Genomic DNA, 25,178 nt, shown 5'->3' on the forward strand with positions numbered 1-25,178 from the left:
TGCATGGCTTTTACTGTATTTTTCCAATCTTTTTTAAAAACTTAAATATCTTTGCAACTCTATTTTAATTTAAATCAAATTAGCATAAAGGGGATAGTGGGTGAGGCTTTCAGATGTAAAAAATAACGAAACAGTAATAATAACAAAAGTTCTGGGCCATGGTTCTTTCCGAAAAAGAATCACTGAAATGGGATTTGTAAAGGGCAAAGAAGTCAGAGTTGTAAAAAACACCCCCTTTAAAGGCCCCATTGAGTTTAAAATTTTGGATTACAATATTACCTTGCGTCGTTCTGAGGCTAACCTGATTGAAGTGGTTTCATTTAACGAAGCGAAGGAAGTTATCAATGCTAATTATGAAGGAGTCATTGATAAGGAGATTTTGAAGAAATCGGCCAACGAAAAGGGCAAGATTATCAACATTGCTTTGGTCGGAAATCCAAATTGCGGAAAGACCACTCTTTTCAATTTCCTTTCGGGTTCAAAAGAGCATGTTGGCAACTACAGTGGCGTAACCATCAGCGCTAAGAAAGCTTCATTCGAGAAAGAAGGCTATTTATTCAACCTGATCGACCTCCCTGGAACTTACTCTCTGACGGCCTATTCGCCCGAAGAAATATACGTGCGCAAATACATCTGGAAAGAAACACCGGATCTTGTTATCAACGTACTCGATTCATCGAACTTGGAGCGCAACCTGTTTTTAACGACCCAGCTCATTGATATGGACATCAAAGTGGTTTGTGCACTAAACATGTATGATGAGCTGTTGAAAAACAAAAGCATTTTCAATTACGAGAAAATGGGTGAAATGATGGGGATTCCTATCATTCCCACAATTAGCTCGAAAGGCAAAGGTATTGACGAGCTACTGAAAAAATCGATTGAAGTTTATGAAGATCGTGATCCGATTGTGCGGCATGTCCATATTAACTATGGGCAAGAAGTTGAAAAATCGATTCGCAGGATACGCGCTAAAATAAAGGAAAACAAACCCATTACCGACAAAATATCCTCTCGCTTTTTAGCTTTAAAATTGCTTGAAAAAGATAATGAAACATTTTTCAACTTGTCGCGCTATTCAAATTTCGACCAGATAAAAGCAATCACAAAAGAGGAGTCGCACCGAATTGAGACGCTTTTTAACGAAGATAGCGAAACGGTAATTACCGATGCCAAATATGGCTTTATATCAGGGGCACTAAAAGAGAATTTCAAACAGAAATTAAAAAAAGAAAAATCCAAATCAGAAAAGATTGATGGAGTTTTAACGCACCCATTAATGGGCATGCCAATTTTTATTGTTCTCATCTTCGTTGCATTTTACAGCACATTTACGCTTGGCAGTTACCCCATGACCTGGATTGAAAATCTGGTAGGTGCACTGAGTGGTTTCGTATCGTCGCACATGGAAGACGGGATGTTACACGATTTAATCACGAACGGAATCATTGATGGAACTGGAAGTGTATTGGTTTTTCTACCCAACATTTTGATTCTTTTCTTTTTTATTTCCATCATGGAAGACTCCGGCTACATGGCACGTGCTGCATTTATCATGGATAAAATCATGCACTACTTTGGTCTTCACGGACGATCTTTTATCCCGATGGTGATGGGATTTGGATGTAATGTGCCGGCAATTATGGCTACCCGCACATTACGCAGCCCAACCGACCGACTTTTAACCATGCTGATTATCCCATTTATGTCGTGCAGTGCCCGGCTTCCGGTTTATGTGTTGTTTATCTCAGCATTCTTCCCCAACAACCCGGGACTTGTATTAGTCGGAATCTATTTTACAGGCATATTTATTGCTTTCCTGATTGCCCAATTATTCAATAAAACCATTTTTAAAAGTAAGGAAACTCCATTTGTTTTAGAGTTACCCCCATACCGAATTCCAACAGCACGAAATGTATTGATACACATGTGGGATAAAACCTGGCAATACCTGAAAAAAATTGGTGGTGTAATTTTGATTGGAGTAATTATTATCTGGGCATTGGGCTATTTCCCCCGCGAAACCGATGCAACAAAGCAAATTGCTACTCAAATTGAACAACTTCAAACGAATCAGGAAACGCAAGCTCAGCAAAAGACAATTCATCAGCTTGAATTAAAGCAAGAAGCAACACGTTTGCAGAATTCCTATTTAGGTAGAATCGGTCAATTTATTGAGCCGGTTATGCGCCCTTTAGGCTTCGACTGGAAAATGAGCGTTAGTTTATTGGCTGGATTGCCCGCCAAAGAAATTGTTGTAAGCACCATGGGTGTGCTGTACCAAGTCGAAGACGACCAAGAAGTTAGCTTAACCAAGAAACTTCAGCAGGAACGTTATACAACAGGCCCGAAAAAAGGGCAGCTCATCATTTCGGTTCCGGTAGCTCTGGCATTTTTAATCTTTATTTTGGTATATTTCCCTTGTATAGGAGTAATTGCCGCTATTCGAAATGAATCAGGCAAATTATTCTGGGCCATATTTACGATGTTCTACACCACCGCCTTAGCCTGGGTTTTATCGTTTGTCGTATTGCACATATCCCGGTTTTTCTTTTAAGCGAAAACATTTCCGGCATCCAATTCCTTATTGAAATCAGCATGGTACAGGAAATTATCACATACTTAATTTTGGCGATTACTTTTGGGCTTGTTATTTGGAAAATCTACCAGCTAATGAGCTCGCTAAAAAAGCAAAGGAACTCAACATCAGACGAGGGCAAGTGCGGCATTTGCACAACAAGTTGCAGCTTAAAAGAGCTAAAAAGCAAGCCTGACTGTCCTCCCGGTCAGGCAATGTAAATTGGTTATAGTGTTTTAAATTTGTTGATGGTTGCAATCGGGTCGTCAGTTTTAAAAATAAAACTTCCTGAAACAAGCACGTCGGCACCCGCCTCATAAAGATTACGTCCAGTTTCAAAGTTCACCCCACCGTCTACCTCAATCAAACATTTTGGATTTTTAACCATGATGAGCTCTTTCAACTCCCGAATTTTTTGGTAGGTATTTTTAATGAATGTTTGTCCTCCAAACCCCGGGTTTACTGACATAATGAGCACCATATCCAGATCGGAAATAATATCGTCAAGTAAATGAACGGGAGTGTGCGGATTTAAACATACACTTGCTTTCATTCCTTCATTTTTAATTGAACTAACGGTTCGATGCAAATGAGGACAAGTTTCGTAATGCACCGTCAATATGGAAGCTCCGGCTTTACGAAATGGAACAATAAAATGATCAGGATTCGTAATCATTAAGTGTACATCCAGTGGTTTCTTTGCTACTTCAGCAACTTTTTCAACAACAGGAATTCCAAATGAAATATTCGGAACAAAAACTCCATCCATAATATCGCAATGAATATAGTCAGCATTACTGCTATTAATCATTTCAATATCTCTACCTAATTTGGAAAAGTCAGCAGCTAAGATCGAAGGGGCGACAAGTTGTGTACTCATATACTATATCTTTTTACACAAAGGTAGGTTTTCTCCTCGTTTGTGAAAATTGAATTTTTGGGTTGATAGTTAGTTTTACTGTCCCAGATAAGCTTTCAGCAAGCGATTTCGATAGTTGTTTTTCAACCGTTTAATTGATTTTTCTTTAATCTGACGAACTCGCTCACGAGTAAGGCTAAAAATATCTCCTATTTCTTCCAGCGTGTGTTGACGATAGCCATTCAACCCAAAATAATATTTTAAAATTTCGGCTTCTCGTTCGCCTAAGGTTAATAACGTCCGTTCAATTTCCTTTTTCAATGAGTTATCGAGCAGGCCGTTATCCGGGCTGGGAGACTCGTCATTCAGCATCACATCGTAAAGATTATTGCCATCCTCATCACGCATTGGAGCATCCATCGAAACATGATGACTTGACACTTTCATAGCATTCTCCACAACTCCTGCAGTTGTTTCCAATACTTTAGCCACCTCCGCCGCCGTGGGTTCCCGCTGATACTCTTGCTCCAACTTCGAAAATGCGCGGTTAATCTTATTAATCGATCCAATTTTATTTAAAGGCAGACGGACTATCCGGGCTTGTTCGGCAAGTGCTTGCAATATCGACTGGCGAATCCACCACACCGCATACGAAATAAATTTAAACCCACGGGTTTCGTCAAAGCGTTCGGCAGCTTTAATCAAGCCCAAATTCCCTTCATTAATCAAATCAGGAAGACTCAATCCTTGATTCTGGTATTGTTTCGAAACTGAAACGACAAAACGAAGATTCGCTTTTATTAATTTTTCTAACGCGGCGCGATCACCTTTCCGAATACGTTTAGCAAGTTCAACTTCCTTCTCGGCAGTTAGCAGTTCAACTTTGCCAATCTCGTGCAGATACTTATCAAGAGATAAGGTTTCTCTGTTGGTAACTTGCTTTGTAATTTTAAGTTGTCTCATGGGAGCTGAGTATTATAATAACACCAATTAAGGAAAATCATCCTTACTCAATTTACGGAAGTGAAAATAGTTAATTCAGATGATTTATTACAATTCTACACATTTATTTCATGAGTTAAACGAAATTCGTTATGAATAGGCTGTTTTTCTATATGAATGAACAAAAAGCAATGGTTTTGGTTTTGGATCGAATTTGTAAATTATTAAAATATTCATAGAAATTAAACGCTTTTTTTGGGTAATAGTTTCATATTACTTATAATTGCAGAATATAACGACATTTTAACGTTGTCCGACTATTTTACCCAAAGGCATTTTATTACTTTTCTCCTCCAGACATTGAATAGATGTAATTAATTTCAAAATATATGTATGACATTATTGAATTAAGCAAAAAGTTGGTTCCCGAATTAAAGGAAATCGCTAAGGAGCTTAACATTAAGAAAGTAGAATCCTACAAAAAACAAGACCTGATTTATAAGATACTAGATACTCAGGCAATTATTGCTTCTGAAAAAAAATCAGAACCGTCAAAAAAAGAAAAAGGGCCTAGAAGTAAAGCCAATACCGGCGCCCCGACAAAACAAGACAATAAGGACTCTCAGAATCAAGAGAGTAATAAAAATCCAGAGCCTAAAAAGCGCAAACGTGCAACGGTTGTAAAGGCGTCCTCATTCTTTGACAAGTCGAAGAAAACAGGCGATCAAGGAAAACCACCTACAGACTCTCAACCAGACGTTGCCAAGGATAAGACAATAGAAGTCAAGAAAGATAAACATCAGCAGTCTAAGCCTACGGTTGTTAAAAAAATAGATAAATCTCAGGATCAAGGTGCAAAGGAACATAAAAAAGCTCCTGACACACAACAGCAACCACAGCAACGGAAGCCCAAGCAATCCAAATGGGACAACAACCAACCGCATGGTAAGAGTAAACATGGAAATTCCGGAACGGATAAATCATATGAATTTGAAGGTATTATTACCAATTCCGGCGTTCTGGAGATTATGCCTGATGGTTATGGTTTCCTGCGCTCATCTGACTATAATTATCTGAACTCTCCGGACGACACCTATGTTTCTCAATCTCAGATCAAACTATTTGGCCTAAAAACAGGAGATACAGTAACCGGAACAATTCGCCCTCCCAAAGAAGGTGAAAAATATTTCCCGCTTATTAAAGTAGTCGAAATCAATGGAAGAACTCCTGATTACATTAGAGATCGTGTTCCATTCGACCATTTAACTCCGCTTTTCCCTACTGAGAAATTCAACATCACAGGAAATGGACACGACAATATCTCAACACGGGTTGTTGATTTATTTGCTCCAATCGGGAAAGGACAGCGTGGTTTAATTGTGGCTCAGCCCAAAACGGGTAAAACCATGTTATTAAAAGAAATTGCCAACGCAATTGCCGCTAACCATCCGGAAGTATTCATGATCGTATTATTGATTGATGAGCGCCCGGAAGAAGTTACCGATATGTCAAGAAGCGTGAATGGAGAGGTAATCGCTTCAACTTTTGACGAACCAGCCGACCGCCATGTTCGTGTAGCCGGAATGGTCTTGGAGAAAGCCAAACGAATGGTTGAATGTGGTCATGATGTGGTCATTCTACTTGACTCGATTACTCGTCTTGCTCGTGCGTACAATACGGTTGCACCGGCTTCAGGTAAAGTATTGTCGGGTGGTGTTGATGCTAACGCTTTGCACAAACCGAAACGCTTTTTTGGAGCAGCCCGAAATATTGAAGAAGGAGGTTCATTAACCATTCTTTCGACAGCATTGACCGAAACCGGATCTAAAATGGATGACGTTATCTTTGAAGAATTTAAAGGAACAGGTAACATGGAACTGCAACTCGACCGCAGATTGTCGAACAAACGCATCTTCCCAGCTGTGGATATTGTTTCTTCAAGTACACGCCGCGAAGACGTGCTAATGTCTAAAGGAATGATGGATAAAATATGGATTTTGCGCAATTATCTGGCTGACATGAACTCATTGGAAGCAATGGATTTCATTAAAACGCGCCTGATGCGCACAGATTCGATTGAAGAATTTTTGATTTCGATGAATAGCGAATGATCAATAAAAGAAATTCAAAGAAAAAGGGCTTTACAATTTGTGAAGCCCTTTTTCTTTGATGCTATTACACACAATTTCATACTTCATATTTTCCAGATCTTTAAAGTAAACAGCGTAATAGTTTTCACCGTACTCCGGGTGTATTTGGGGTTCGGAAACAATGACAGCCCCAATCCTTTGCAACTCCGAATAAGCCTGATCAACTTCAGCTCGCGATTCGGCTTTAAAAGCTAAATGATGCAACGCTCCGGGTTTTCTGCGATGTATCGGCTCATTTTTAAAGGCCTCTCTTGGCGAAGTAATCGCAAAAGCCAATTGATTGTGCGTATACTCAACGACATGAAAATCGTGCTCTTCGATAAATGCACTCACTTTATTCGTAATATCAAAACCGATTATTGGCAAGAATTTATCGTAAAACTTCTCAGCGACTTTTAGATCCCTGACGGTAATTTGAATGTGATCGATTATAGGTTGCACCTGAAAAGTATTTCAATGACTTAATTTGATAGAGCGTCAATCGCCAATATACAAAACCTGCCAGAATTATGCTAAACTTGTTTCAATTTAGATTAGTTTTAAAAGAGAATGATATCAACCCGTTTAATGAAAATACAAAGTTCGGAATGACTTTACCTCAACAAAAAAGCCGCTCTCCTTTCGGAAAGCGGCTTTTTATTATTTTGTAGTAAGGAATTACTTCTTGTATACTTTTTTGTATCCGTAGATAGCAGCAGCACCCAATTGCTCTTCAATACGAAGCAGTTGGTTGTATTTTGCCATACGGTCTGAACGGCTCAATGAACCTGTTTTAATTTGTCCAGAGTTAGTCGCTACAGCAATGTCAGCAATAGTTGAATCTTCAGTTTCACCTGAACGGTGAGAAGTTACTGAAGTATAACCTGCACGGTGTGCCATTTCAATCGCATCCAATGTTTCAGTCAACGTACCAATTTGGTTTACTTTAATCAGGATTGAGTTAGCAGCAGCCAATTCAATACCTTTTTGCAGGTACTCAACATTCGTTACAAACAAGTCGTCACCAACTAACTGACACTTATCACCGATAGAAGCGTTCAATTTAACCCAACCATCCCAGTCGCCTTCGTCCATTCCGTCTTCGATTGAATCGATCGGGAATTTAGAAACCAATTCGGCCAAATAAGCAGCTTGTTCTTCAGAATTACGTTTTGCTCCGTCTTTTCCTTCGAATTTGCTATAGTCATAAACGCCGTCGCTGAAGAATTCAGAAGCAGCGCAGTCCAATGCGATAGAAACATCACCACCATCTTCGGCACGTCCTGGTTTGTATCCAGCGTTTTTAATAGCTTCGATGATTGAGTTCAAGGCATCTTCAGTTCCGTCCAAAGCTGGAGCAAAACCACCTTCGTCACCAACTGCAGTACTCAAATTACGTTTTGACAATACTTTTTTCAAGCTGTGGAAAACCTCAGCACCCATACGCAATCCTTCACGGAAAGAAGGAGCACCAATTGGGCGAATCATGAATTCCTGAAAAGCGATAGGAGCATCAGAGTGAGATCCTCCGTTGATGATGTTCATCATTGGAACAGGCAATGTTTTTGCATTAGCTCCACCGATGTAACGATATAATGGAAGGTCAAGTGCATTAGCAGCAGCTTTGGCAACGGCTAAAGAAACACCCAACATCGCGTTAGCACCTAATTTTGATTTTGTTTTGGTACCATCAAGCTCCAACAACTTGCTATCAAGAGCAACTTGGTTAGAAGCATCCATACCAATAATTTCTTTGGCGATTGCGTTGTTTACGTTCTCTACAGCTTTTAAAACTCCTTTTCCAAGGTAACGGCCTTTATCGCCATCACGCAATTCAAGAGCTTCATTTTCACCTGTTGAAGCACCAGAAGGAACAGCAGCCAAACCAATAGCTCCACATTCCAAAGTGATTTCAACTTCCACTGTAGGATTACCGCGAGAATCTAAAATTTCTCTACCAACGACGTTATTAATTAACATGATTTATGGTTTTGAATTAAACTTAGTAATTTATCTTAATACACTGATTTTTAAAAACTTTCAAAAACCGATCGCAAATATACGAAATCCCCCTGAAAATCATAAGCACAACAGCAAAGGGATAACCTAAATTTAACTACACCAGTACTGGCGTTAAATCAATAAAAAGAAACGCCTGGAGAACACAATTAGAAGCTGTTATTTACGAGCTGAAAATACGGACTAATCAATGCGTCTATTCGACAACCTCTAACACAGATGTACTAAAAATTGACCAATTAGTTCATTTATTTTGAATGAATTACCAAAACACGTAATCCATTCTAGCTCTTTTTAAACTGACTATATTTTTCTCCCGACTTGTATTCTACCACCTCCACATCCTGAATGGTCACCAATGCTCCCTTTTTGGAGTCACCAATTAATTCGCTTACCTGCTTTGAAAACGCACCAATTTTGCTCTTCTCATCAACAATCTCGACAACAACAGGGAGGTGACTGGACAAGGCAAATATTTTCATGGTATGAATGGAATGACTGGCACCATATGACAAGACCCCCCGATGAACAGTTGCTCCGGCTAATCCAGCATTTCTTGCTTCTTTGACAATTTCCTCATACAATGGCGATGATCCAATCTTATCTGATTCGGAAATGTAAACTTTCAATACACTTGCTTTTCCTTTCATGATGTAGCTCTATTAAACGTTTAAATTCATTATTAACACCCTGCAAATAAAACAGTTATCACTCTTACGCCTACTCATTTATGTTACACTGGTTCGGATTGAAACGTATTACCACTCCAAATCAGCATAGAGCATCTCCTAATTAAACAACAAATTTCCGAAGCCCTTGTTATAAAATAAAACAGCTATATTTTTTTGAACCCAGAAAGAGTACGCCATCATGAAATATGAATTTGATAAAAAATATACCGCCGGATCCAGCTATTCCACCACTCGGATAGCAGCCTTTACATCGGGTGACGACAGCAGCACCCGGATGATTTTGCAATCATTTGTAGCTTCAACAAAACAAAATCTGGCCTATTTAAAATTATACCATGATCGGGAAAATCACCGGATGTTGTCGAATGTAGCTCATAAAATGCTGCCACTTTTTAAAAGTCTTGAGGTGAATGAGCTCATCCCTATTTTGGAGCTAATGGAAGAAAAGAAACTTGCATCCGAAGAGTGGGACAGTAAAACGCCAGAACTCATTCAAAAAGTTGAACAGCTGGTTGCCACCATTCAAAAAGACTACAATATTGAGTAAAGAAAGCTAGCTTTTATTTTTTTCAGGAAGCTCAATCTGGTAAGCCTTAATTTTATTGTACAAGGTTTTCCGATCAACCTTCAGCAACCGGGCAGCTTGGCTTTTATTGTAATTTGCTGCTTCCAATGCCCTGCGAATAACCTGGTGCTCATTTTCCTTACGATACAGACCGAATTGGTTGCTTTCTGGCCCAGCACACAACTCATCTGGAATTTCTTTCAGGGTGATTTGCTTACCATGAGCCAACAAGGTTGCTCGTTTGACAATATTTTTCATCTCGCGCAAATTACCCGGCCAACCGTAATTCATGAACACCTCTTCAAGACTTTTGTCAAAGCCCTCAACAGCTTTTTCCAGATATTGATTTGCTTGCTCCAAAAAGTAATGCGCAAAAAGCATAATATCTTGCTTTCGTTCCCGCAAGGGTGGCACATTAATCTGAAACTCGTTCAACCGATGATAAAGGTCTTCGCGGAAATCACCGCTCTCTTGCGCACCGGTCAGATTTTCGTTGGTTGCAGCAATAATCCGAACATCCACACCTACGTCCTTATTGCTTCCAACGGGTTTTATCTTTCGCTCTTGCAATACCCGTAATAACTGAATTTGCGTGTTATACGGAAGATTTCCTACTTCATCTAAAAATAAGGTCCCTCCATTGGCGGCTTCAAAACTTCCTACTTTATCGCCAATCGCGCCGGTAAACGATCCTTTGACATGCCCAAAAAACTCACTGGCAACCAACTCTTTGGGAATTGCGCCACAATCAATTGCCACAAAAGGCTTGTCGGAACGTTTGCTCTTATTGTGAATTAATCGGGCAACGTATTCTTTTCCGGTACCACTTTCCCCGGTAATAAGCACCGACATGGGAGTAGGCGCAACCAATTCAATATGTTTATTTAACTTTCGTGATGGACGGCTGACTCCTTCTTTATAATCGGATGTCTTTCCCCTTTTGCTTTCGTTGACCGACGCGGCTGTCTCATTTTTTGCAGCCTGCAATGCCTCTTTTATTACGTTCAACACTTCGTCCGGATTCAAAGGCTTGGGGATATAGTTAAATGCTCCCTTTTTGATGGACTCAATAGCGGTGGCGATATCAGCATAACCAGTCATCATGATAATCTGCGACGCGGGTGCCTGATTTTTGATTAACCGAATCAGATCCATTCCACTCATATCCGGCATCCTAAGATCAGTCATGACAATGTCAAACTCTTTTTCCTGAATAATCCGTTTGGCTTCAATGGGTGAAAAAACAGTTGTTACGCGGTACTTATTCTTTTCTAGCAAAGTTTGCAACATGAAACAAAAAGTAACATCGTCGTCTATAATTAGAATGTTTATCATATGAGTTAAAACACGATCGTATTAATATTCTTTAGTTGATTAAAAATAACGTTGAACTATCTCAGATAGTATAGTTTTCTGCTGAAAAAAAGTTTAATAGAAAAACCTCTATCAGTCAGAATCTAATCTTCGTGATAGAGGTTAAGACACTTATTCTATAGCATCCAAGCAATTCTTATATTTTATTAAAGTGATGAGCCTTACTCCATTGGAGCTGCCTGATCTTCTTTTTTAATCTTCAGAAATTCACCCTGTTCGTTGAAAAAGATAGCAAGTTTTTCACTTCCGTTTTCAAGTTTCACTTTAAAACTACCATCGGTACCTTTAAAAGCCTCAGAAATTGTGTAGTCAGCATACCCTTCAGAAATAGATTTGCTTACTGCTTCGGGCAAATCTTCCTTATCTATTTTCTCATATTTCACATCCTGCTGAGCAACGATTTTAGCTTTCACTGCATTTCCTGCTAAAACACTTGCGGCAGGTACACTAATTCCCATAATTGCTACTGCGGCTGTAATTATCATTACTTTTTTCATAACCTTTTAATTTTAATATTTAAATAATTTGTAATCATTAACTCTACACCCTCCCTTATAGAGATAAGTGTGCCACAAAGTACACTCGAGCCAACAACAACACATAACCAATTAAAAAACAACAGACTACCAACAATTTTAATCACATCACGCGGGTCAAAGAACAAAATTAGCAAATGGGGATTACCCGTGTAATTGTAGAAACTTTCTACATAATAAATCACTGTTGTCTGGGAAAAATAAAAACTTGGGTGATGCGAGAAACGAATGAAAATAGAACAGTTGATATTCAACAAGATGGAGTTATGGGCTAAAGCCCGGACGCTCTAGTGCGATGACTAACCCCGGGATTAATCCCGGGGTTAGTGAATGCCAGATATGACGCGGGCTTTAGCCCATCATTTGAAATTTTAACCGGACACTAATGATAATAAATAATAAAAACTGCTAACATTAAAAAAGCATCTGGCTTTAAACCACAAATTTAAATTGAAAGGAAAAGAATTAACTATAGATGAAACGAATAGCAACAATTCCTATATAGACTGCCCCCGTTCCTACAATCACATTCAAACTAATATTCCTTAAAAGCTGAAGCAAGTTATTCTCAGAAAGCATAGAAAGGCTGTTATAAGCAAAGGCGGGGAACGTTGTAAACGCACCACAAAAACCAACGGTCATAAATAGACACCATTCAGGAACAAGCAAATTTCCGCGTTCAGAAAAAGCATACACCAATCCAATAAGAACGCACCCCGCTACATTTGCAAACAAAGCCCCTTTGAAAACAAGCTGTGCAAATACCGCTCAACGATGAGCTGCATAAAATAGCGTGCAACACTCCCGAAAAAGCCTCCTGTACCAACAATGAAGATGGTTTTTAACGTTGATTTTTTTATAATTTCAGGTGAAATGAATACCTTCCGTCCAAATTTATAATTATAATCGACATTCTAAATGGATGGAAGTCGAACTTCAGAAATGCCCCATGCAAAAGCTGATACACTATTTAGTCATCATATTAAGTTTGAGTTTTCCTGCAACAAGCAACGCTCAGGGACAAGATTGGTCGTTGAAAGATGAGATAACGCTTTGGAAAAGTAACGACTACCTGAAACATGCCGGAATTGGCATCTACCTTCAAAATGCTGAAACCGGAGAAGTTCTAGCCGAAACCGATCCGCAACTAAGTCTAGCTCCCGGATCAACTTTAAAACTGGTAACGACTGCTACGGCGATAGAAATACTTGGATCTGACTTTCGTTTTGAAACTGAACTTTGCTATTCCGGTGAAATTAAGCATGACACTTTATTTGGCGATCTGATTATTGTTGGTGGTGCCGATCCGGCTTTGGGATCGAAGTATTTTAAGGAACACTACCTCAAAAACCATTTTCTGGATGAATGGAGCACCGCTGTAAAGGAGCTTAACATTAGCCACATCACCGGTAATTTAATTACCGATGCTACTATTTTTGAAGAACAGATGGTTCCGAACACCTGGATATGGGAAGACCTGGGCAACTATTACGGGGCCGGAGCCAGCGGAATTTCGGTGTACGACAACATGTATCAAATCCATTTCTCATCGCCAGCCGTGGCCGGAGAATTAACGACATTAAAGTACACGAAGCCATTTATTCCAAACTTGGAAATTAATAATGAAGTCAGGTCGTCTGATGTGAATCGAGATTTAGCCTATGTTTTTGGTGCTCCCATGGTTAACCAGCGAACCATTCGAGGAACAATTCCTAAGGGACGTAATGACTTTATTATAAAAGCTTCGGTGCCAAACCCACCCTATTTGTTAGCTTGGAATTTTAAGAGCCGGTTATCAGACGCACAAATAACACTTGGTGGTTTAATTGAAAGTCAGCAAAGCAATTTGAAAGACTCATCAACTCACCTGATTGCAAAAACAACATCGCCACCACTGCTCGACATCATTCGGGTAACCAACCACGAAAGTGTGAATTTATTTGCCGAGCACCTGCTGAAATATTTAGCGTATATGATCCACGGGCAAGGCTCAACAAAAAAAGGAATTGATGTCATAACTGACTTTTGGGAAAAACGAGGCATTGATATGGATGGCCTGTTTATGGCCGATGGAAGTGGGTTATCGCATTTCAACTGCCTAACCGCCAAACAAATGGTTCAAATCATGTATTACATGAAAAACCAAAGTCCCGAAGGTGAAAACTGGTTCAGCTCCCTTCCCTATGTTCCTGACGGAACGCTTTATTACTTCAACCCAATAAATTTTCCCGGCAAAACGCTGCGAGCGAAAAGTGGAAGCATGACCCGAGTCAGGTGTTATGCAGGAGAGCTGATTACCCATAATAAACAGCCGATTCTATTTGCCATCTTTTTAAACAATTTTAATTGTAAACAGTCACAAGCCATCAAACTCGTTGAAGGGTTATTGGTGACCATTTCGAAAAACTAGCCAGCCCACAATCTTCATTCTTTGTAAAGACAAAAAGCCCAGCGATATAATTTTCAAACGACTCCCAACAATTTTACTATTTTTGCTGTTACAAATAGCGGAATTAAATTAGTCTATGTTTGAAAAACAAATATATCTTGAAGGCGTTGATCCTCTGGAGTTTTACGGTGTAAACAACACCAAAATTGATCTGATCAAAACATATTTCCCAAAATTGAATATTGTCAGTCGCGGCAATCAATTAATTATTCAGGGTGATGAGAAAGAAAGTGAAGCTTTTGAAAAGAAATTTCATTTACTACTTGATCACTATCATCAGTTTAATGTGCTGAGCGTTGATACAATTGAACAGGTCATGAATAATGATCTGAACCAAATAGAAACCGGAATTGATAGAGAAGTTTTACTTCATGGTAATAGTGGGAAACCCATTCGGGCAAAAACACCGAACCAACGCGTGTTGGTAGAAGAAAGCAAAACATCTGACCTGGTTTTTGCCATTGGCCCTGCCGGAACGGGGAAAACCTACACTGCAATTGCATTGGCCGTTCGCGCACTGAAAAATCGTGAAATAAAGCGAATTATTCTGAGTCGCCCTGCCGTGGAAGCCGGTGAACGTTTAGGTTTTTTACCCGGTGATTTAAAGGAAAAAATTGATCCGTATTTACAACCCTTGTACGACGCTTTGCAAGACATGATCCCGGCAAAAAAGCTGGAGGAATTCATGAAAGACGGCATCATACAAATTGCTCCGCTGGCCTTTATGCGCGGTCGCACGTTGAGCGATGCGTATGTAATTTTGGATGAAGCCCAAAACACCACCCTCAACCAGCTGAAGATGTTTTTAACCCGAATGGGGATGAATGCAAAATTCATTATCACCGGCGACGAAACTCAAATCGATTTGCCATCGGTTCATCAATCAGGTCTGGTTCAGGCAAAAAAAATACTGCGAAATATTAAGGATATTTCTTTTGTACAATTTGATACCCGCGATATTGTTCGCCACCGATTGGTGCGAGACATCGTGAATGCCTACGACCAGCATTACCAAAAAGAATTAGCAAGAAAAGAAGAGTTCAAAAAAGATAAAAACAATAAGAAATGACGCAAGCATTAACAAAAACAGATTTTAACTTTCCCAAGCAAAAAAGTGTTTACCACGGAAAAGTCCGAGATGTGTATAATATTGATGACGAATATCTAGTCATGATCGTATCGGATCGTATTTCAGCCTTCGATGTGGTTTTACCAGAAGGAATTCCATTCAAAGGTCAGGTTTTGAACCAGATTGCCGAGAAATTTCTGGATGCTACATCGGATATTGTTCCGAACTGGAAGATTGCAACCCCTGATCCAAACGTAACAGTTGGTCACCATTGCGAACCGTTTAAAGTTGAAATGGTAATCCGCGGTTACCTAACCGGGCATGCCTGGCGCGAATACCGCGATGGAAAACGCACATTGTGCGGTGTTCCGATGCCGGAAGGAATGGTTGAAAATCAAAAATTTGCCGAACCAATTCTAACACCAACAACAAAAGCTGACGAAGGCCACGACGAAGATATTTCGCGCGAAGCCATTATCGAGCAAGGTTTGGTGAGCAAAGCAGAGTACGAAATGCTGGAAGACTACACTCGCAAATTGTTCCAACGTGGTACAGAGATCGCTGCCGAAAAGGGATTGATTTTGGTTGATACCAAATATGAATTCGGTAAAAAAGATGGAAAGATTTACTTGATTGACGAAATTCACACTCCCGATTCGAGCCGTTATTTTTATTCTGAAGGTTACGAAGAGCGCCTGCAAAAAGGTGAAAGTCAGAAACAGCTTTCAAAAGAGTTTGTACGCCAATGGCTCATCGAAAATGGATTTCAAGGAAAAGAAGGCCAACAAATTCCGGTAATGGACAAAGCCTTTGTGAGCTCCGTATCTGAACGGTACATCGAGTTATTTGAGAAGATTACAGGCGACAGTTTCCAAAAATCGGACGTGGATGCCATTCAGTCCCGCATTGAAAAAAATGTGACTGATTTCCTTTCGACATTGTAAGGCAAGTAAAATATAAACTGCCGAAGCATCCGGAGCATTCAACTTCGGATGTTTTCTTTTTACTCAGTTCGCTGAAACCTTAAAATCCGTTGTAGAAGCAGTAGTCCGCCTCGTTTGATGAATATCAGGATTAAACATCAGCAATTTCACACAAAAGCGACTTCCCTCTCCAACTTCACTTTCAACCCATATTTCCCCCTTCATGGCTTCAGTAAATTCCTTGCAAACAGTCAAGCCCAATCCCGAGCTTTTTTCACCTTCGGTGCCCGAAGTAGATTTTGCCCGATCAATTTTAAACAACGAAGCAATTTTGTCCTTTGGGATTCCCACCCCGGAATCCTGCACAAAAAGCACCACAAACTTCTTTTTTTTCAGATAATCGATAATAATCGATCCTCCTCGTGGTGTAAATTTTATGGCATTATTGATCAAGTTGCGGCAAATTGTTTTCAACATATTACTGTCGCTCCAAAGCACCACATCCTCTTTATCGGCATAACTAAGATGAATTTCCTTGGCCTGTGCAATTGGCTGATACAAATCCATACAGTCTTCCAAAATTTCGCTAAAATGAATGGGTTCAAACATTGGAGCGAGCTGTCCCGTTTTACTTTTCGCCCAGTTGAGCAGATTGTCAGTCAAATCCAATACTTGCTCATTCTTTTGCTCCATCATTTGTGCAACCGATTCAAGTTCGCCATAGCGCTTATCATGTAAATAAAAGCCAATCAGCTTCGAAACATTCGAGATTGAAACCAATGGACTTCGTAAATCATGCGCAATAATGCTAAATAGTTTATTTTGCGTACTTATAGAGCTTTCGAGCTTCTTGTTTTGTTTCGATATTTTATTTCGTTGATTTAAAATGCGTTTGCCCTGCAGTTGCAAAAGCCTGTTGATTCTTCTGTTGTAATAATAAAAATAAATGAAGATACCCAGTATGCCCGTCACCAACAACATAACAATCAGCAGGTAGTTACGCTGGGTGCGTTGCAATACAATTTCATCCTCTTTTAGTTCGTTCTCCTTTTCCAGTATCGTAATTTGGTTGTTCTTCTTTTCTGTTTCGTATTGCTTCTCCAGCTCCAGTATTTTTTCGGCTGTTTCAACTTTATAAAGGCTATCGTTCATTAAGCGATAATTCTCCATGTACAAAAGCGCATCATTCAAATCTGAAAGCTCACCTGTTTCAAGTCCTCTTTCCCAATAAAGAAGATATAAATTCTTATAATTTCCTAATATCGATTTTTTTTGAGCGATTCGTTGTGCAATATCTAAGGCTTTCAAAAAATAGCTTTCAGCTTCAGAAAGCTTCCCTTGGTCCATAGCAATAGCTCCTAGTACCCGGTAACAACGCTCAATATAAACCTGATCTCCGATTTTCAGATATGACTTTAACGATTCTGAGATATATTTTACTGATTTGTCAAATTTCTGTTGGCGATAATATAAGGCTCCCAAATTATACGTAATCAACGCTCTGCTATCTGGTCTGTCAATTGTTAAAGTCTCTTCATAGGCTTTATTAAATAGCTCTTCTGCTTTTGCATAATTCTTCTGAACAGCATAAACGTTCCCTTTATTCATAAACAACGTGCGGCGCTGTTCCGAACTTAACTGATAATAATAGTTTTCTTCTAAATAAGTAAAGTAGTTTAGTGCACTCGAATAGTCCTTCATTTTACGGTGGGTGGCAGCCAGTGTGTTTAAAATGTTGAAACGAAGATCTATCGGATCAGAATTTTGCAATAATCGCTCAGCACTTATTAGATGTTTGATAGCTTTTTCAAATTGGTAATCATTCTTGAGTTTAAAAGCTATTTGAGTGCGGGTTTTAATTTCAACCAATCGATTTCCTGTTGTTTGAGCTTGCTTTAAAACTGAATTAAGAATGCTATACGAAGTATCTTTTTGTCCTAGATCATAATATGCCCCCCCCAATAAAATCTTTGTTTCAACTAAAATAGAATCAGAAACTGTTGATTCTTCTAAAATAGTATTACCTATAATTATGGCACTATCCAAATCACGCGAAATTAAATCCTCAAGATAATTTAAATTCGCCAATCGATCCGAACGATCCGACTTCGGCAACTCATGTCCCTGAACTCTGTGTCCTAAAAACCCATAAAACAAGATTATATAAAGCAAGGATTGCCTCAACATATCGGCATTGTATTTTAAAGGATTTATTATACAAAGCTAAAAATACGAAAAGTGTCGAGATTAATCTAAAAGAAAAAGGAAGTCTCACAAAACTTCCTTTCTGCCTTCAATAAGCAAAGAGGGTAATCGAATCTACCTCATAGCATTTTCTTACAAAAAAACTCAAAGAAATAAATTGAGTAACTGATGAACACCCCCCTCCATACTAATCATCGCCATCTCCAAAATCAATATCAGTTTCTTTATCTCTCGCAGGACCAAATTCACCTTCTGGCACAACTTGCTGAACAACACATTTAATGGTTTTGTATTCCTTCGATTTTTCAAAAGAAATATCAACGGTTGTTGAAAAAATTGGAACATCGGGACCATTAACAATTTGAGAGGTGGTTGATAAGGTAATAATCACGCCCCAATAGGCCTTCTCATCAACAACAATTTCCTGCTGTTGGATAGAAGCGATTGTTTGCAACTTACTTGCCGAAAAAACTACGTCAAGCACATAATTTTCAACTGATTTGCTTAAGCTCAGGTAAGGTTTGTAACTTTTCATTAGTATAGAAATTTGAATGAACTCAAATGTAACAATTATTTTATCAGGCAAACACAAAGTTCACTCTTTCAACGAGAAAACCAGTCCAGATAACGAATAAATTTTAAAATGAGCAAAAGTTCTTGTTTTTTTGAACCGTAATTCAATAAAAATCAAACATCATGAAATCTAAAAACTTATATTTGATTGCATTAGTTTTTATGTTTTTATCCGGATGTATGGTATTCTCATTCTATCCGCTGTACACCGACGATGATCTCTATGCAAATGATTTACTACTTGGAGAATGGATAGACTCAGACTCTGCCGTTTGGCAATTTGAGTTCAACTACAAAGGAGAACATAAAGCTGAAAACCTGGATAGCACAGCCTATATTCTTCGGATCAAAGAAGATGACAAACTATCAAAAAAATCTTTCCTGGTGCATTTAATCAAACTCGACGACCATTATTTTCTCGATTTCTACCTGGATGATTATTTTGACAAAGATCCCGATCTCTTTGATTGGCATGCTCTTCCTGTTCACAGTTTTGCCAAACTGGAACTGGAAAATGGTGAAGCCAAAATTAATTGGTTTGATCCGGAGTGGCTGGAAGATTTAATCGAACAAAATCGAATTCGTATTCATCATGAAAATAATGGCGAGAATATATTGCTTACGGCTAAACCCAAAGAACTTCAAAAGTTTGTTGTAAAATATGTAAATTCGGAGGAAGCGTTCAAAGATGGAGTGGATGTGGAGTTACATAGAATAAAGAAATGATCAAAAAAATGCTATCCGTTTTAGGAAGACTGATTCAATCACGACCGATTCAACATCTGGCTTTTTGGTGCCTTTCATTTCTGGTGCTGGTCAATATATTGCGTGTTTCAGCCGAGATTCATCACATCGATCTGATTTACGCATTGGTTTTTCACCTTCCGATTCTGTTGGTTGTGTACCTGAATGAAGCAATTCTTTTTCCCCGGCTGCTGGCTAAAAACAAATATGGCTGGTATTTGCTCTCTATTGTTATATTGCTGGCTTTTGGAGCGGAGTTTTACCTTCAACTTTTTGAGCGTTGGATTGACTATTTGTTTCCGGGCTACTATTTCATCGCTTATTATACCTTTTGGGACATCCTCCTGTTTTTCGCGGTTTATTTGGTTTTAACGACTTTAATTAAGCTGGCAAGGGCCTGGTTTCGAATTAATCAAGTTGAACAAGAAAAGACAACGAGCGAATTGCGCGCACTCCGCTCGCAACTGAATCCGCACTTTCTTTTTAACAGCCTGAATAATCTGTACTCGCTCACACGAAAAAAATCAGACTTGGCACCGCAACTGGTATTAAAATTATCAGACATACTTCGTTATGTGATTTACGATGCGGAGACTAACTTTATATCGCTGGAAAAAGAATTGCATTTTTTAAAAAAATACATCGAAGTTCAGCGAATACGATTGGAACCGGATTTTAATCTTGAAGTCGACCAAAAAGGAGATCCTTCGGGATTTAAGATAGCCCCTCTGCTTCTATTGCCATTTGTGGAAAATGCCTTTAAATATGGCACTGATAATTTGAATACCGGTGGCCGGATTTCAATTGCTTGGGAAAACTCGGACAATGATTTCCAGTTTTTTGTAGCAAATGAAAAAGCGGTTGAAAATGATTCGTCAAAAGATGAATACAAAGGGATGGGCATCCAAAATGTGCGTAAACGATTGGATTTGCTATATCCTGACAAACATGAACTGGTTATAGATGATCAGCAAAAACGATACCTTGTCAAACTTAAACTTTCGATCAAATGAAGAAGCATTCGTGTATTCTAGTTGACGACGAACCGCTTTCGCGCGATTTGATTGCAGAATACATCGCCGATTGCCCGGAGTTGGAGCTTTTAAATTCCTTTGGCAATGCGATCGATGCACGAAATTTCATCCAACAAAACCCAGTTGATTTGATATTTTTGGATATCAATATGCCCCGGCTATCCGGAATTGGACTGATCAAAAGCCTTCCGAATCCTCCAAACATTATTTTTATTACTGCTTATGCAGAACATGCTGTTGAAGGTTTCGAGTTGGAAGCAATTGACTATATCCTTAAACCGGTGGAGCAGGATCGTTTCTTAAAAGCCGTCAACCGATTTTTGCAAAAGGCAGGCAAGGAAGAGACAACTGATAACTTCATCGTAGTGAAAGCAGACCGAAAAATATATCGGTTAGATTTGAATGAATTGCTTTATGTTGAAGCCATGGGCGATTACATCCGGCTCACTTTAACCACCCAAACACTTACCGTTTACGACCGACTGGCTGCCTTTTTGGAAAAACTTCCTTCAACCGGGTTCTGTCAAATTCATAAATCATACCTGGTTGCCCTCAAGCACATTCAATATCTTGAAGGCAATCGAATAAAACTTGCTGACACTTTTCTACCCGTGAGCAAACGTTTTAAAGCAGAGTTGCTTGAACGCCTGAATACTTAAAGTTCAAACCATTCTGCAACTTCCAGATGGTAATCTTTTTCATCGTTATGACTAAATGTATTCGTGCGAGGTACCGGCTTGTAATTTTTTGAATAGTCTGAAATATTGGAAATGATGTCTTTCAGTGCCACAATGAACAATTCGACCTCTGCATTAGTCATCGTCGGATGAAGCGACCAGCGCACCCATCCCGGCTTTTCTGACATATCGCCATGGTTTATTTTATCGGTGATCGCATCGGATCGCTCTGCTGTTACTTCCAACAAAAAGTGTCCATAGGTTCCGGCGCAAGCACAACCTCCACGAACCTGGATTCCGTATTTATCGTTTAGCAACTGCACCAGCAGGTTGTAGTGAATACCCTGCACATAAAATGAAATTACGCCTAGACGATCGCGCTCTTCATTCGCCAAAATTTTAACGTCAGGAATGCTGTCTAAACCATCAAAAGCAAGAGCCAACAGCTCCTCTTCGCGCTGCCTGATATTTTCAACACCCATTTGGTCTTTTAACTGAAAACACAAAGCTGTTTTTATTGATTGTAAAAAACCGGGAGTTCCACCATCTTCCCGAACTTCAATATTATCGACATATTTATATTTCCCCCAAGGGTTAGTCCAATCCACCGTTCCACCGCCCGGATGATCAGGGACGGGATTTCGATACATCGACTTATCGAAAACCAACACTCCTGACGAGCCCGGGCCTCCCAAAAACTTGTGGGGCGAAAACAAAACAGCATCCAGTTTCATCATCGCATCTTCCGGGTGCATGTCAATTGTTTCGTACGGAGCCGAAGCCGCAAAATCAATAAAAGCGACTCCGCCAAACTCATGCATAATTTTAGCCATATCAAAATAAGGTGTCCGAATTCCTGTAACATTCGAACAAGCTGTAAATGCTCCAATCTTAAACGCGCGGTCTTTATATTCCTCCAGCTTTTTACGAAGATTTTCTGGGCTAACCTGCAAATTTTCATCCGGCTCAACAATAACTACGTCGGCAATTGTTTCGTACCAGCTTGTGTGGTTCGAATGGTGCTCCATGTGCGTGATAAAAACGACCGGCTTTTCGGTTTCCTCAATATTTTTACTTCCCGGCACTTTGCCATTTTTCAACCCCAGAATTCGCTGAAATTTATTAATCACCGTTGTCATACCAAATCCTGCGGTAATGATGACATCATTGGGCCCGGCATTCACATGCTCTTTTATAATTTTGTGCGACAATTGATAAGCCTTCGTCATTAAGGCTCCAGTCTCACTGGTTTCGGTGTGCGTATTGGCTACAAAGGGGCCAAACTGCTCCAACATTTGTCGTTCTATTGGTCGATACAGGCGTCCGCTGGCAATCCAGTCGGCATACAAAATTTTCTGCTCACCAAAAGGGCTGGAAAAAGTTTGATCGATACCAATAATGTTTTCACGAAAGGGTTTAAAATATTCTTCGAGTTGGGTCATCTTGCTTGAAATTTTACGTCATTCAAAATAACGCAATACAACTGACATAAAAACCGAGATAAGTCAGCTTTTGCGAGTCAAAAAATCAAGCTTTTGCAAACGATCGTGACAATTCGTCATTTTTCGAGAATGGCACAAGCTTTGAAAAAGAGGAGCCGTAAAATTGATGTTAAACTAAAAAATATAAAAGCGATGCAAAAAGGTAAAATTGGCGTTTCCAGTGACAATTTATTCCCCATCATCAAAAAGTTCTTGTATTCTGATCACGATATTTTTCTTCGTGAAATCGTTTCAAACGCGGTAGATGCAACTCAAAAGCTAAAAACATTGTCCGGGCGTGGAGAAACTTCCGTTTCAACAGAAAATGCGAAAGTCCGCATTTCGTTGGATGAAGACAAAAAGACCATTACGATTTCGGATAATGGAATTGGAATGACAGCCGAAGAGATTGAAAAGTATATTAATCAGATTGCTTTTTCGGGAGCCAATGAATTCCTCGAAAAATATGAAAGCGATGCCAATGCGATTATCGGACACTTTGGATTAGGTTTCTATTCGTCATTTATGATTTCGGATAAAGTTGAAATTGTAACCAAATCATACAAAGAAGGTGCGCAAGCTGTAAAATGGGAATGTGACGGAAGTCCGGAGTACAGCATTGAAGATACCGAGCGCGAAGAGGTTGGTACCGATATTATCATGTATGTCAACGAAGATTCGAAAGAATTTTTAAATAAAGCCCGACTTTCAGAAATTCTGAATAAATACTGTAAATTCTTACCAATTCCAGTTGTTTTTGGAAAAGAAACAGAATGGAAAGATGGTAAAGAAGTTGAGACAGAAAACGAAAACCAGATTAACGATCCGAATCCAGCTTGGACAAAAGCTCCGGTTGATTTGAAAGATGAGGATTATTCGGCTTTCTACCGTAAGCTTTATCCAATGGGCGAAGATCCGTTATTTCACATTCACCTGAATGTTGATTACCCATTCAACCTGACCGGTATTTTGTATTTCCCACGCTTGAAAAACAGCATCGAAGTTCAGAAAAATAAAATTCAGCTGTATTCGAACCAGGTTTTTGTAACTGATTCAGTTGAAGGAATTGTTCCTGAATTTCTGACATTACTGCATGGTGTGATCGACTCGCCGGACATCCCATTGAACGTTTCTCGTTCGTACTTGCAAAGCGATTCAAATGTAAAAAAAATCAGCAGTCACATTACCAAAAAAGTAGCTGATCGTTTGCACCAACTATTTAAAGATAACCGCGAGGATTTCGAGAAAAAATGGGACGACCTCAAGATTTTCATCGAATACGGAATGCTAACTGATGAGAAGTTTGCAGAACGCGCCATGAACTTCTTCCTGTTTAAAAATACCGATGGTAAATACTTTACTTTCGAAGAATACGAAAAGCTAATTAAGGATAACCAAACAAATAAAGACAACAACCTGGTTTACTTATACACCAGTAATCTGGAAGAACAATACTCGTTTGTGCAAACAGCCAAAGATAAAGGCTATGATGTACTTATTCTGGATAATGTTTTGGCAACCCCGCTGCTCAACAAATTGGAGCAACAACATAGCGACAAGCGTTTTGTGCGTGTTGACTCGGATGTGGTTGAAAACCTGATTCAGAAAGAAGAAGAAAAAGAAGAATTGAGTTGGGAGGAAAAAGAAGAATTGAGCCCGGTATTTCAGGCGGTTTGCCCTGCGGATAATGGCGTCAATTACATTGTCGATTTTAAAAATTTAGGCGAAGGCGGACAACCAATCGTTATTACGCGTAACGAATTCATGCGTCGAATGAAAGATATGGGTCAGTTGCAAGGCGGCGGAGGCATGAATATGTACGGCAACCTGCCAGACAGCTTAAATCTTGTTGTAAATACAGCTCATCCGTTGGTGCAAAAAGTATTGGAATCAAAAGATAAAAAGTTAGGTAAAGCTTTTGAAACGATAAAAGAAGACTTAACTGCCAAGAAACTGGAAAAGGATTCTTTGGAAAAAGCGAAAGAAGGAAAGAAAGAAGAAGAAGTTCCTGCCGCCGACAAAGAAAAGCTGGATGATTTGCAAAAAGCAATTGCAGAATTAGAACAACAAAAACGCGAAAAACTTAGTGACTTTGGCAAGAAAAATAAATTTACCAAGCAAATGGTTGATTTAGCCTTATTGGCAAATGGCATGCTGAAAGGGGAAGCGCTTGATAAATTTGTACGTCGCAGTGTCGAGTTGATCAAGTAAAAATAACATATCGTTTAACAGACTAAAAAAAGAGCGATAGGGCGCAAGCCATTTCGCTCTTTTTTCAAATCTATAAACGCGTAAATATTTATTTTTTCCAACATACAATTAATATTCA

Annotated in this window: 21 protein-coding genes; 10 read left to right on the forward strand and 11 right to left on the reverse strand. The window is 39.3% G+C overall.

Annotated features, from left to right (window positions below; translation table 11 throughout):
* Positions 1–100 precede the first annotated feature (100 nt).
* Positions 101–2,557: a ferrous iron transport protein B gene (gene feoB, locus GR929_RS09215; protein WP_159519020.1), complete on the forward strand. Its 2,457-nt coding sequence runs from the start codon at positions 101–103 to the stop codon at positions 2,555–2,557.
* 247 nt (positions 2,558–2,804) lie between these two features.
* Here the strand turns inward: feoB and rpe are convergent, their stop codons facing one another.
* Together rpe and GR929_RS09225 are read right to left on the reverse strand one after the other, a co-directional pair.
* Positions 2,805–3,458, reverse strand: coding sequence for a ribulose-phosphate 3-epimerase (gene rpe, locus GR929_RS09220; RefSeq protein ID WP_159519022.1), 654 nt, complete (start codon positions 3,456–3,458; stop codon positions 2,805–2,807).
* Positions 3,459–3,533: 75 nt separating this feature from the next.
* The gene (locus tag GR929_RS09225; RefSeq protein WP_159519024.1) at positions 3,534–4,400 is read right to left on the reverse strand and encodes a sigma-70 family RNA polymerase sigma factor; all 867 of its coding nucleotides are present in this window, start codon (positions 4,398–4,400) and stop codon (positions 3,534–3,536) included.
* 368 nt (positions 4,401–4,768) lie between these two features.
* Here GR929_RS09225 and rho point away from each other — a divergent pair, with 368 nt between their 5' ends.
* Complete coding sequence (rho, locus tag GR929_RS09230) at positions 4,769–6,490, forward strand: transcription termination factor Rho (RefSeq protein WP_159519025.1); 1,722 nt, start codon at positions 4,769–4,771, stop codon at positions 6,488–6,490.
* A gap of 30 nt (positions 6,491–6,520) precedes the next feature.
* On the opposite strand, the gene GR929_RS09235 is transcribed toward rho, so the two are convergent.
* The 3 genes from GR929_RS09235 to GR929_RS09245 all read right to left on the reverse strand — a co-directional run bounded on the left by GR929_RS09235 (position 6,521) and on the right by GR929_RS09245 (position 9,177).
* Complete coding sequence (locus GR929_RS09235) at positions 6,521–6,970, reverse strand: VOC family protein (protein WP_159519027.1); 450 nt, start codon at positions 6,968–6,970, stop codon at positions 6,521–6,523.
* Between the two features lie 216 nt (positions 6,971–7,186).
* Complete coding sequence (eno, locus tag GR929_RS09240) at positions 7,187–8,488, reverse strand: phosphopyruvate hydratase (RefSeq protein WP_159519029.1); 1,302 nt, start codon at positions 8,486–8,488, stop codon at positions 7,187–7,189.
* A 323-nt stretch (positions 8,489–8,811) separates the two neighbouring features.
* On the reverse strand, positions 8,812–9,177 hold the full coding sequence (locus tag GR929_RS09245) for a DUF190 domain-containing protein (RefSeq protein WP_159519031.1): 366 nt from the start codon (positions 9,175–9,177) through the stop codon (positions 8,812–8,814).
* Between the two features lie 220 nt (positions 9,178–9,397).
* Between GR929_RS09245 and GR929_RS09250 the strand changes: the two genes are divergently transcribed.
* Positions 9,398–9,766, forward strand: coding sequence for a hypothetical protein (locus GR929_RS09250; RefSeq protein ID WP_159519032.1), 369 nt, complete (start codon positions 9,398–9,400; stop codon positions 9,764–9,766).
* A gap of 6 nt (positions 9,767–9,772) precedes the next feature.
* Here GR929_RS09250 and GR929_RS09255 read toward each other — a convergent pair whose 3' ends face one another.
* The 3 genes from GR929_RS09255 to GR929_RS22150 all read right to left on the reverse strand — a co-directional run bounded on the left by GR929_RS09255 (position 9,773) and on the right by GR929_RS22150 (position 12,429).
* Complete coding sequence (locus GR929_RS09255) at positions 9,773–11,119, reverse strand: sigma-54-dependent transcriptional regulator (RefSeq protein ID WP_159519034.1); 1,347 nt, start codon at positions 11,117–11,119, stop codon at positions 9,773–9,775.
* A 200-nt stretch (positions 11,120–11,319) separates the two neighbouring features.
* The gene (locus GR929_RS09260) at positions 11,320–11,655 is read right to left on the reverse strand and encodes a hypothetical protein (RefSeq protein WP_159519036.1); all 336 of its coding nucleotides are present in this window, start codon (positions 11,653–11,655) and stop codon (positions 11,320–11,322) included.
* Positions 11,656–12,159: 504 nt separating this feature from the next.
* Positions 12,160–12,429, reverse strand: coding sequence for a fluoride efflux transporter FluC (locus tag GR929_RS22150; protein WP_159519038.1), 270 nt, complete (start codon positions 12,427–12,429; stop codon positions 12,160–12,162).
* Positions 12,430–12,616: 187 nt separating this feature from the next.
* Between GR929_RS22150 and dacB the strand changes: the two genes are divergently transcribed.
* From dacB to GR929_RS09280, 3 genes are all read left to right on the forward strand, one after another.
* A complete protein-coding gene (gene dacB, locus GR929_RS09270; RefSeq protein ID WP_159519040.1) occupies positions 12,617–14,104 on the forward strand; it encodes a D-alanyl-D-alanine carboxypeptidase/D-alanyl-D-alanine endopeptidase in 1,488 nt (495 codons plus the stop codon).
* A 115-nt stretch (positions 14,105–14,219) separates the two neighbouring features.
* On the forward strand, positions 14,220–15,212 hold the full coding sequence (locus GR929_RS09275) for a PhoH family protein (protein ID WP_159519042.1): 993 nt from the start codon (positions 14,220–14,222) through the stop codon (positions 15,210–15,212).
* Positions 15,209–16,156, forward strand: coding sequence for a phosphoribosylaminoimidazolesuccinocarboxamide synthase (locus GR929_RS09280; RefSeq protein ID WP_159519044.1), 948 nt, complete (start codon positions 15,209–15,211; stop codon positions 16,154–16,156). The genes GR929_RS09275 and GR929_RS09280 overlap by 4 nt, the downstream gene beginning before the upstream one ends.
* Before the next feature lie 63 nt (positions 16,157–16,219).
* On the opposite strand, the gene GR929_RS09285 is transcribed toward GR929_RS09280, so the two are convergent.
* Both GR929_RS09285 and GR929_RS09290 read right to left on the reverse strand, forming a co-directional pair.
* The gene (locus GR929_RS09285) at positions 16,220–18,322 is read right to left on the reverse strand and encodes a tetratricopeptide repeat-containing sensor histidine kinase (protein WP_159519046.1); all 2,103 of its coding nucleotides are present in this window, start codon (positions 18,320–18,322) and stop codon (positions 16,220–16,222) included.
* 205 nt (positions 18,323–18,527) lie between these two features.
* Positions 18,528–18,875, reverse strand: coding sequence for a hypothetical protein (locus GR929_RS09290; protein WP_159519047.1), 348 nt, complete (start codon positions 18,873–18,875; stop codon positions 18,528–18,530).
* A gap of 161 nt (positions 18,876–19,036) precedes the next feature.
* Between GR929_RS09290 and GR929_RS09295 the strand changes: the two genes are divergently transcribed.
* Genes GR929_RS09295 through GR929_RS09305 form a run of 3 tightly spaced genes read left to right on the forward strand, consistent with a single transcriptional unit; the run spans position 19,037 to position 21,350 of the window.
* A complete protein-coding gene (locus GR929_RS09295; protein WP_159519049.1) occupies positions 19,037–19,639 on the forward strand; it encodes a hypothetical protein in 603 nt (200 codons plus the stop codon).
* Positions 19,636–20,670, forward strand: coding sequence for a sensor histidine kinase (locus GR929_RS09300; protein ID WP_159519051.1), 1,035 nt, complete (start codon positions 19,636–19,638; stop codon positions 20,668–20,670). Before GR929_RS09295 ends, GR929_RS09300 begins: the two co-directional genes overlap by 4 nt.
* Positions 20,667–21,350, forward strand: a complete 684-nt coding sequence (locus GR929_RS09305; RefSeq protein WP_159519053.1) for a LytR/AlgR family response regulator transcription factor — start codon at positions 20,667–20,669, stop codon at positions 21,348–21,350. Before GR929_RS09300 ends, GR929_RS09305 begins: the two co-directional genes overlap by 4 nt.
* On the opposite strand, the gene GR929_RS09310 is transcribed toward GR929_RS09305, so the two are convergent.
* Positions 21,347–22,810 (reverse strand): aminotransferase class V-fold PLP-dependent enzyme, encoded by a 1,464-nt coding sequence (locus GR929_RS09310; RefSeq protein ID WP_159519055.1) that lies wholly within the window; start codon positions 22,808–22,810, stop codon positions 21,347–21,349. The genes GR929_RS09305 and GR929_RS09310 overlap by 4 nt on opposite strands.
* 192 nt (positions 22,811–23,002) lie before the next feature.
* Between GR929_RS09310 and htpG the strand changes: the two genes are divergently transcribed.
* Positions 23,003–25,060, forward strand: a complete 2,058-nt coding sequence (htpG, locus tag GR929_RS09315; RefSeq protein WP_159519057.1) for a molecular chaperone HtpG — start codon at positions 23,003–23,005, stop codon at positions 25,058–25,060.
* Positions 25,061–25,178: the final 118 nt, after the last annotated feature.

It is taken from the genome of Sunxiuqinia indica, from assembly GCF_009847015.1.
Lineage (GTDB): Bacteria > Bacteroidota > Bacteroidia > Bacteroidales > Prolixibacteraceae > Sunxiuqinia > Sunxiuqinia indica.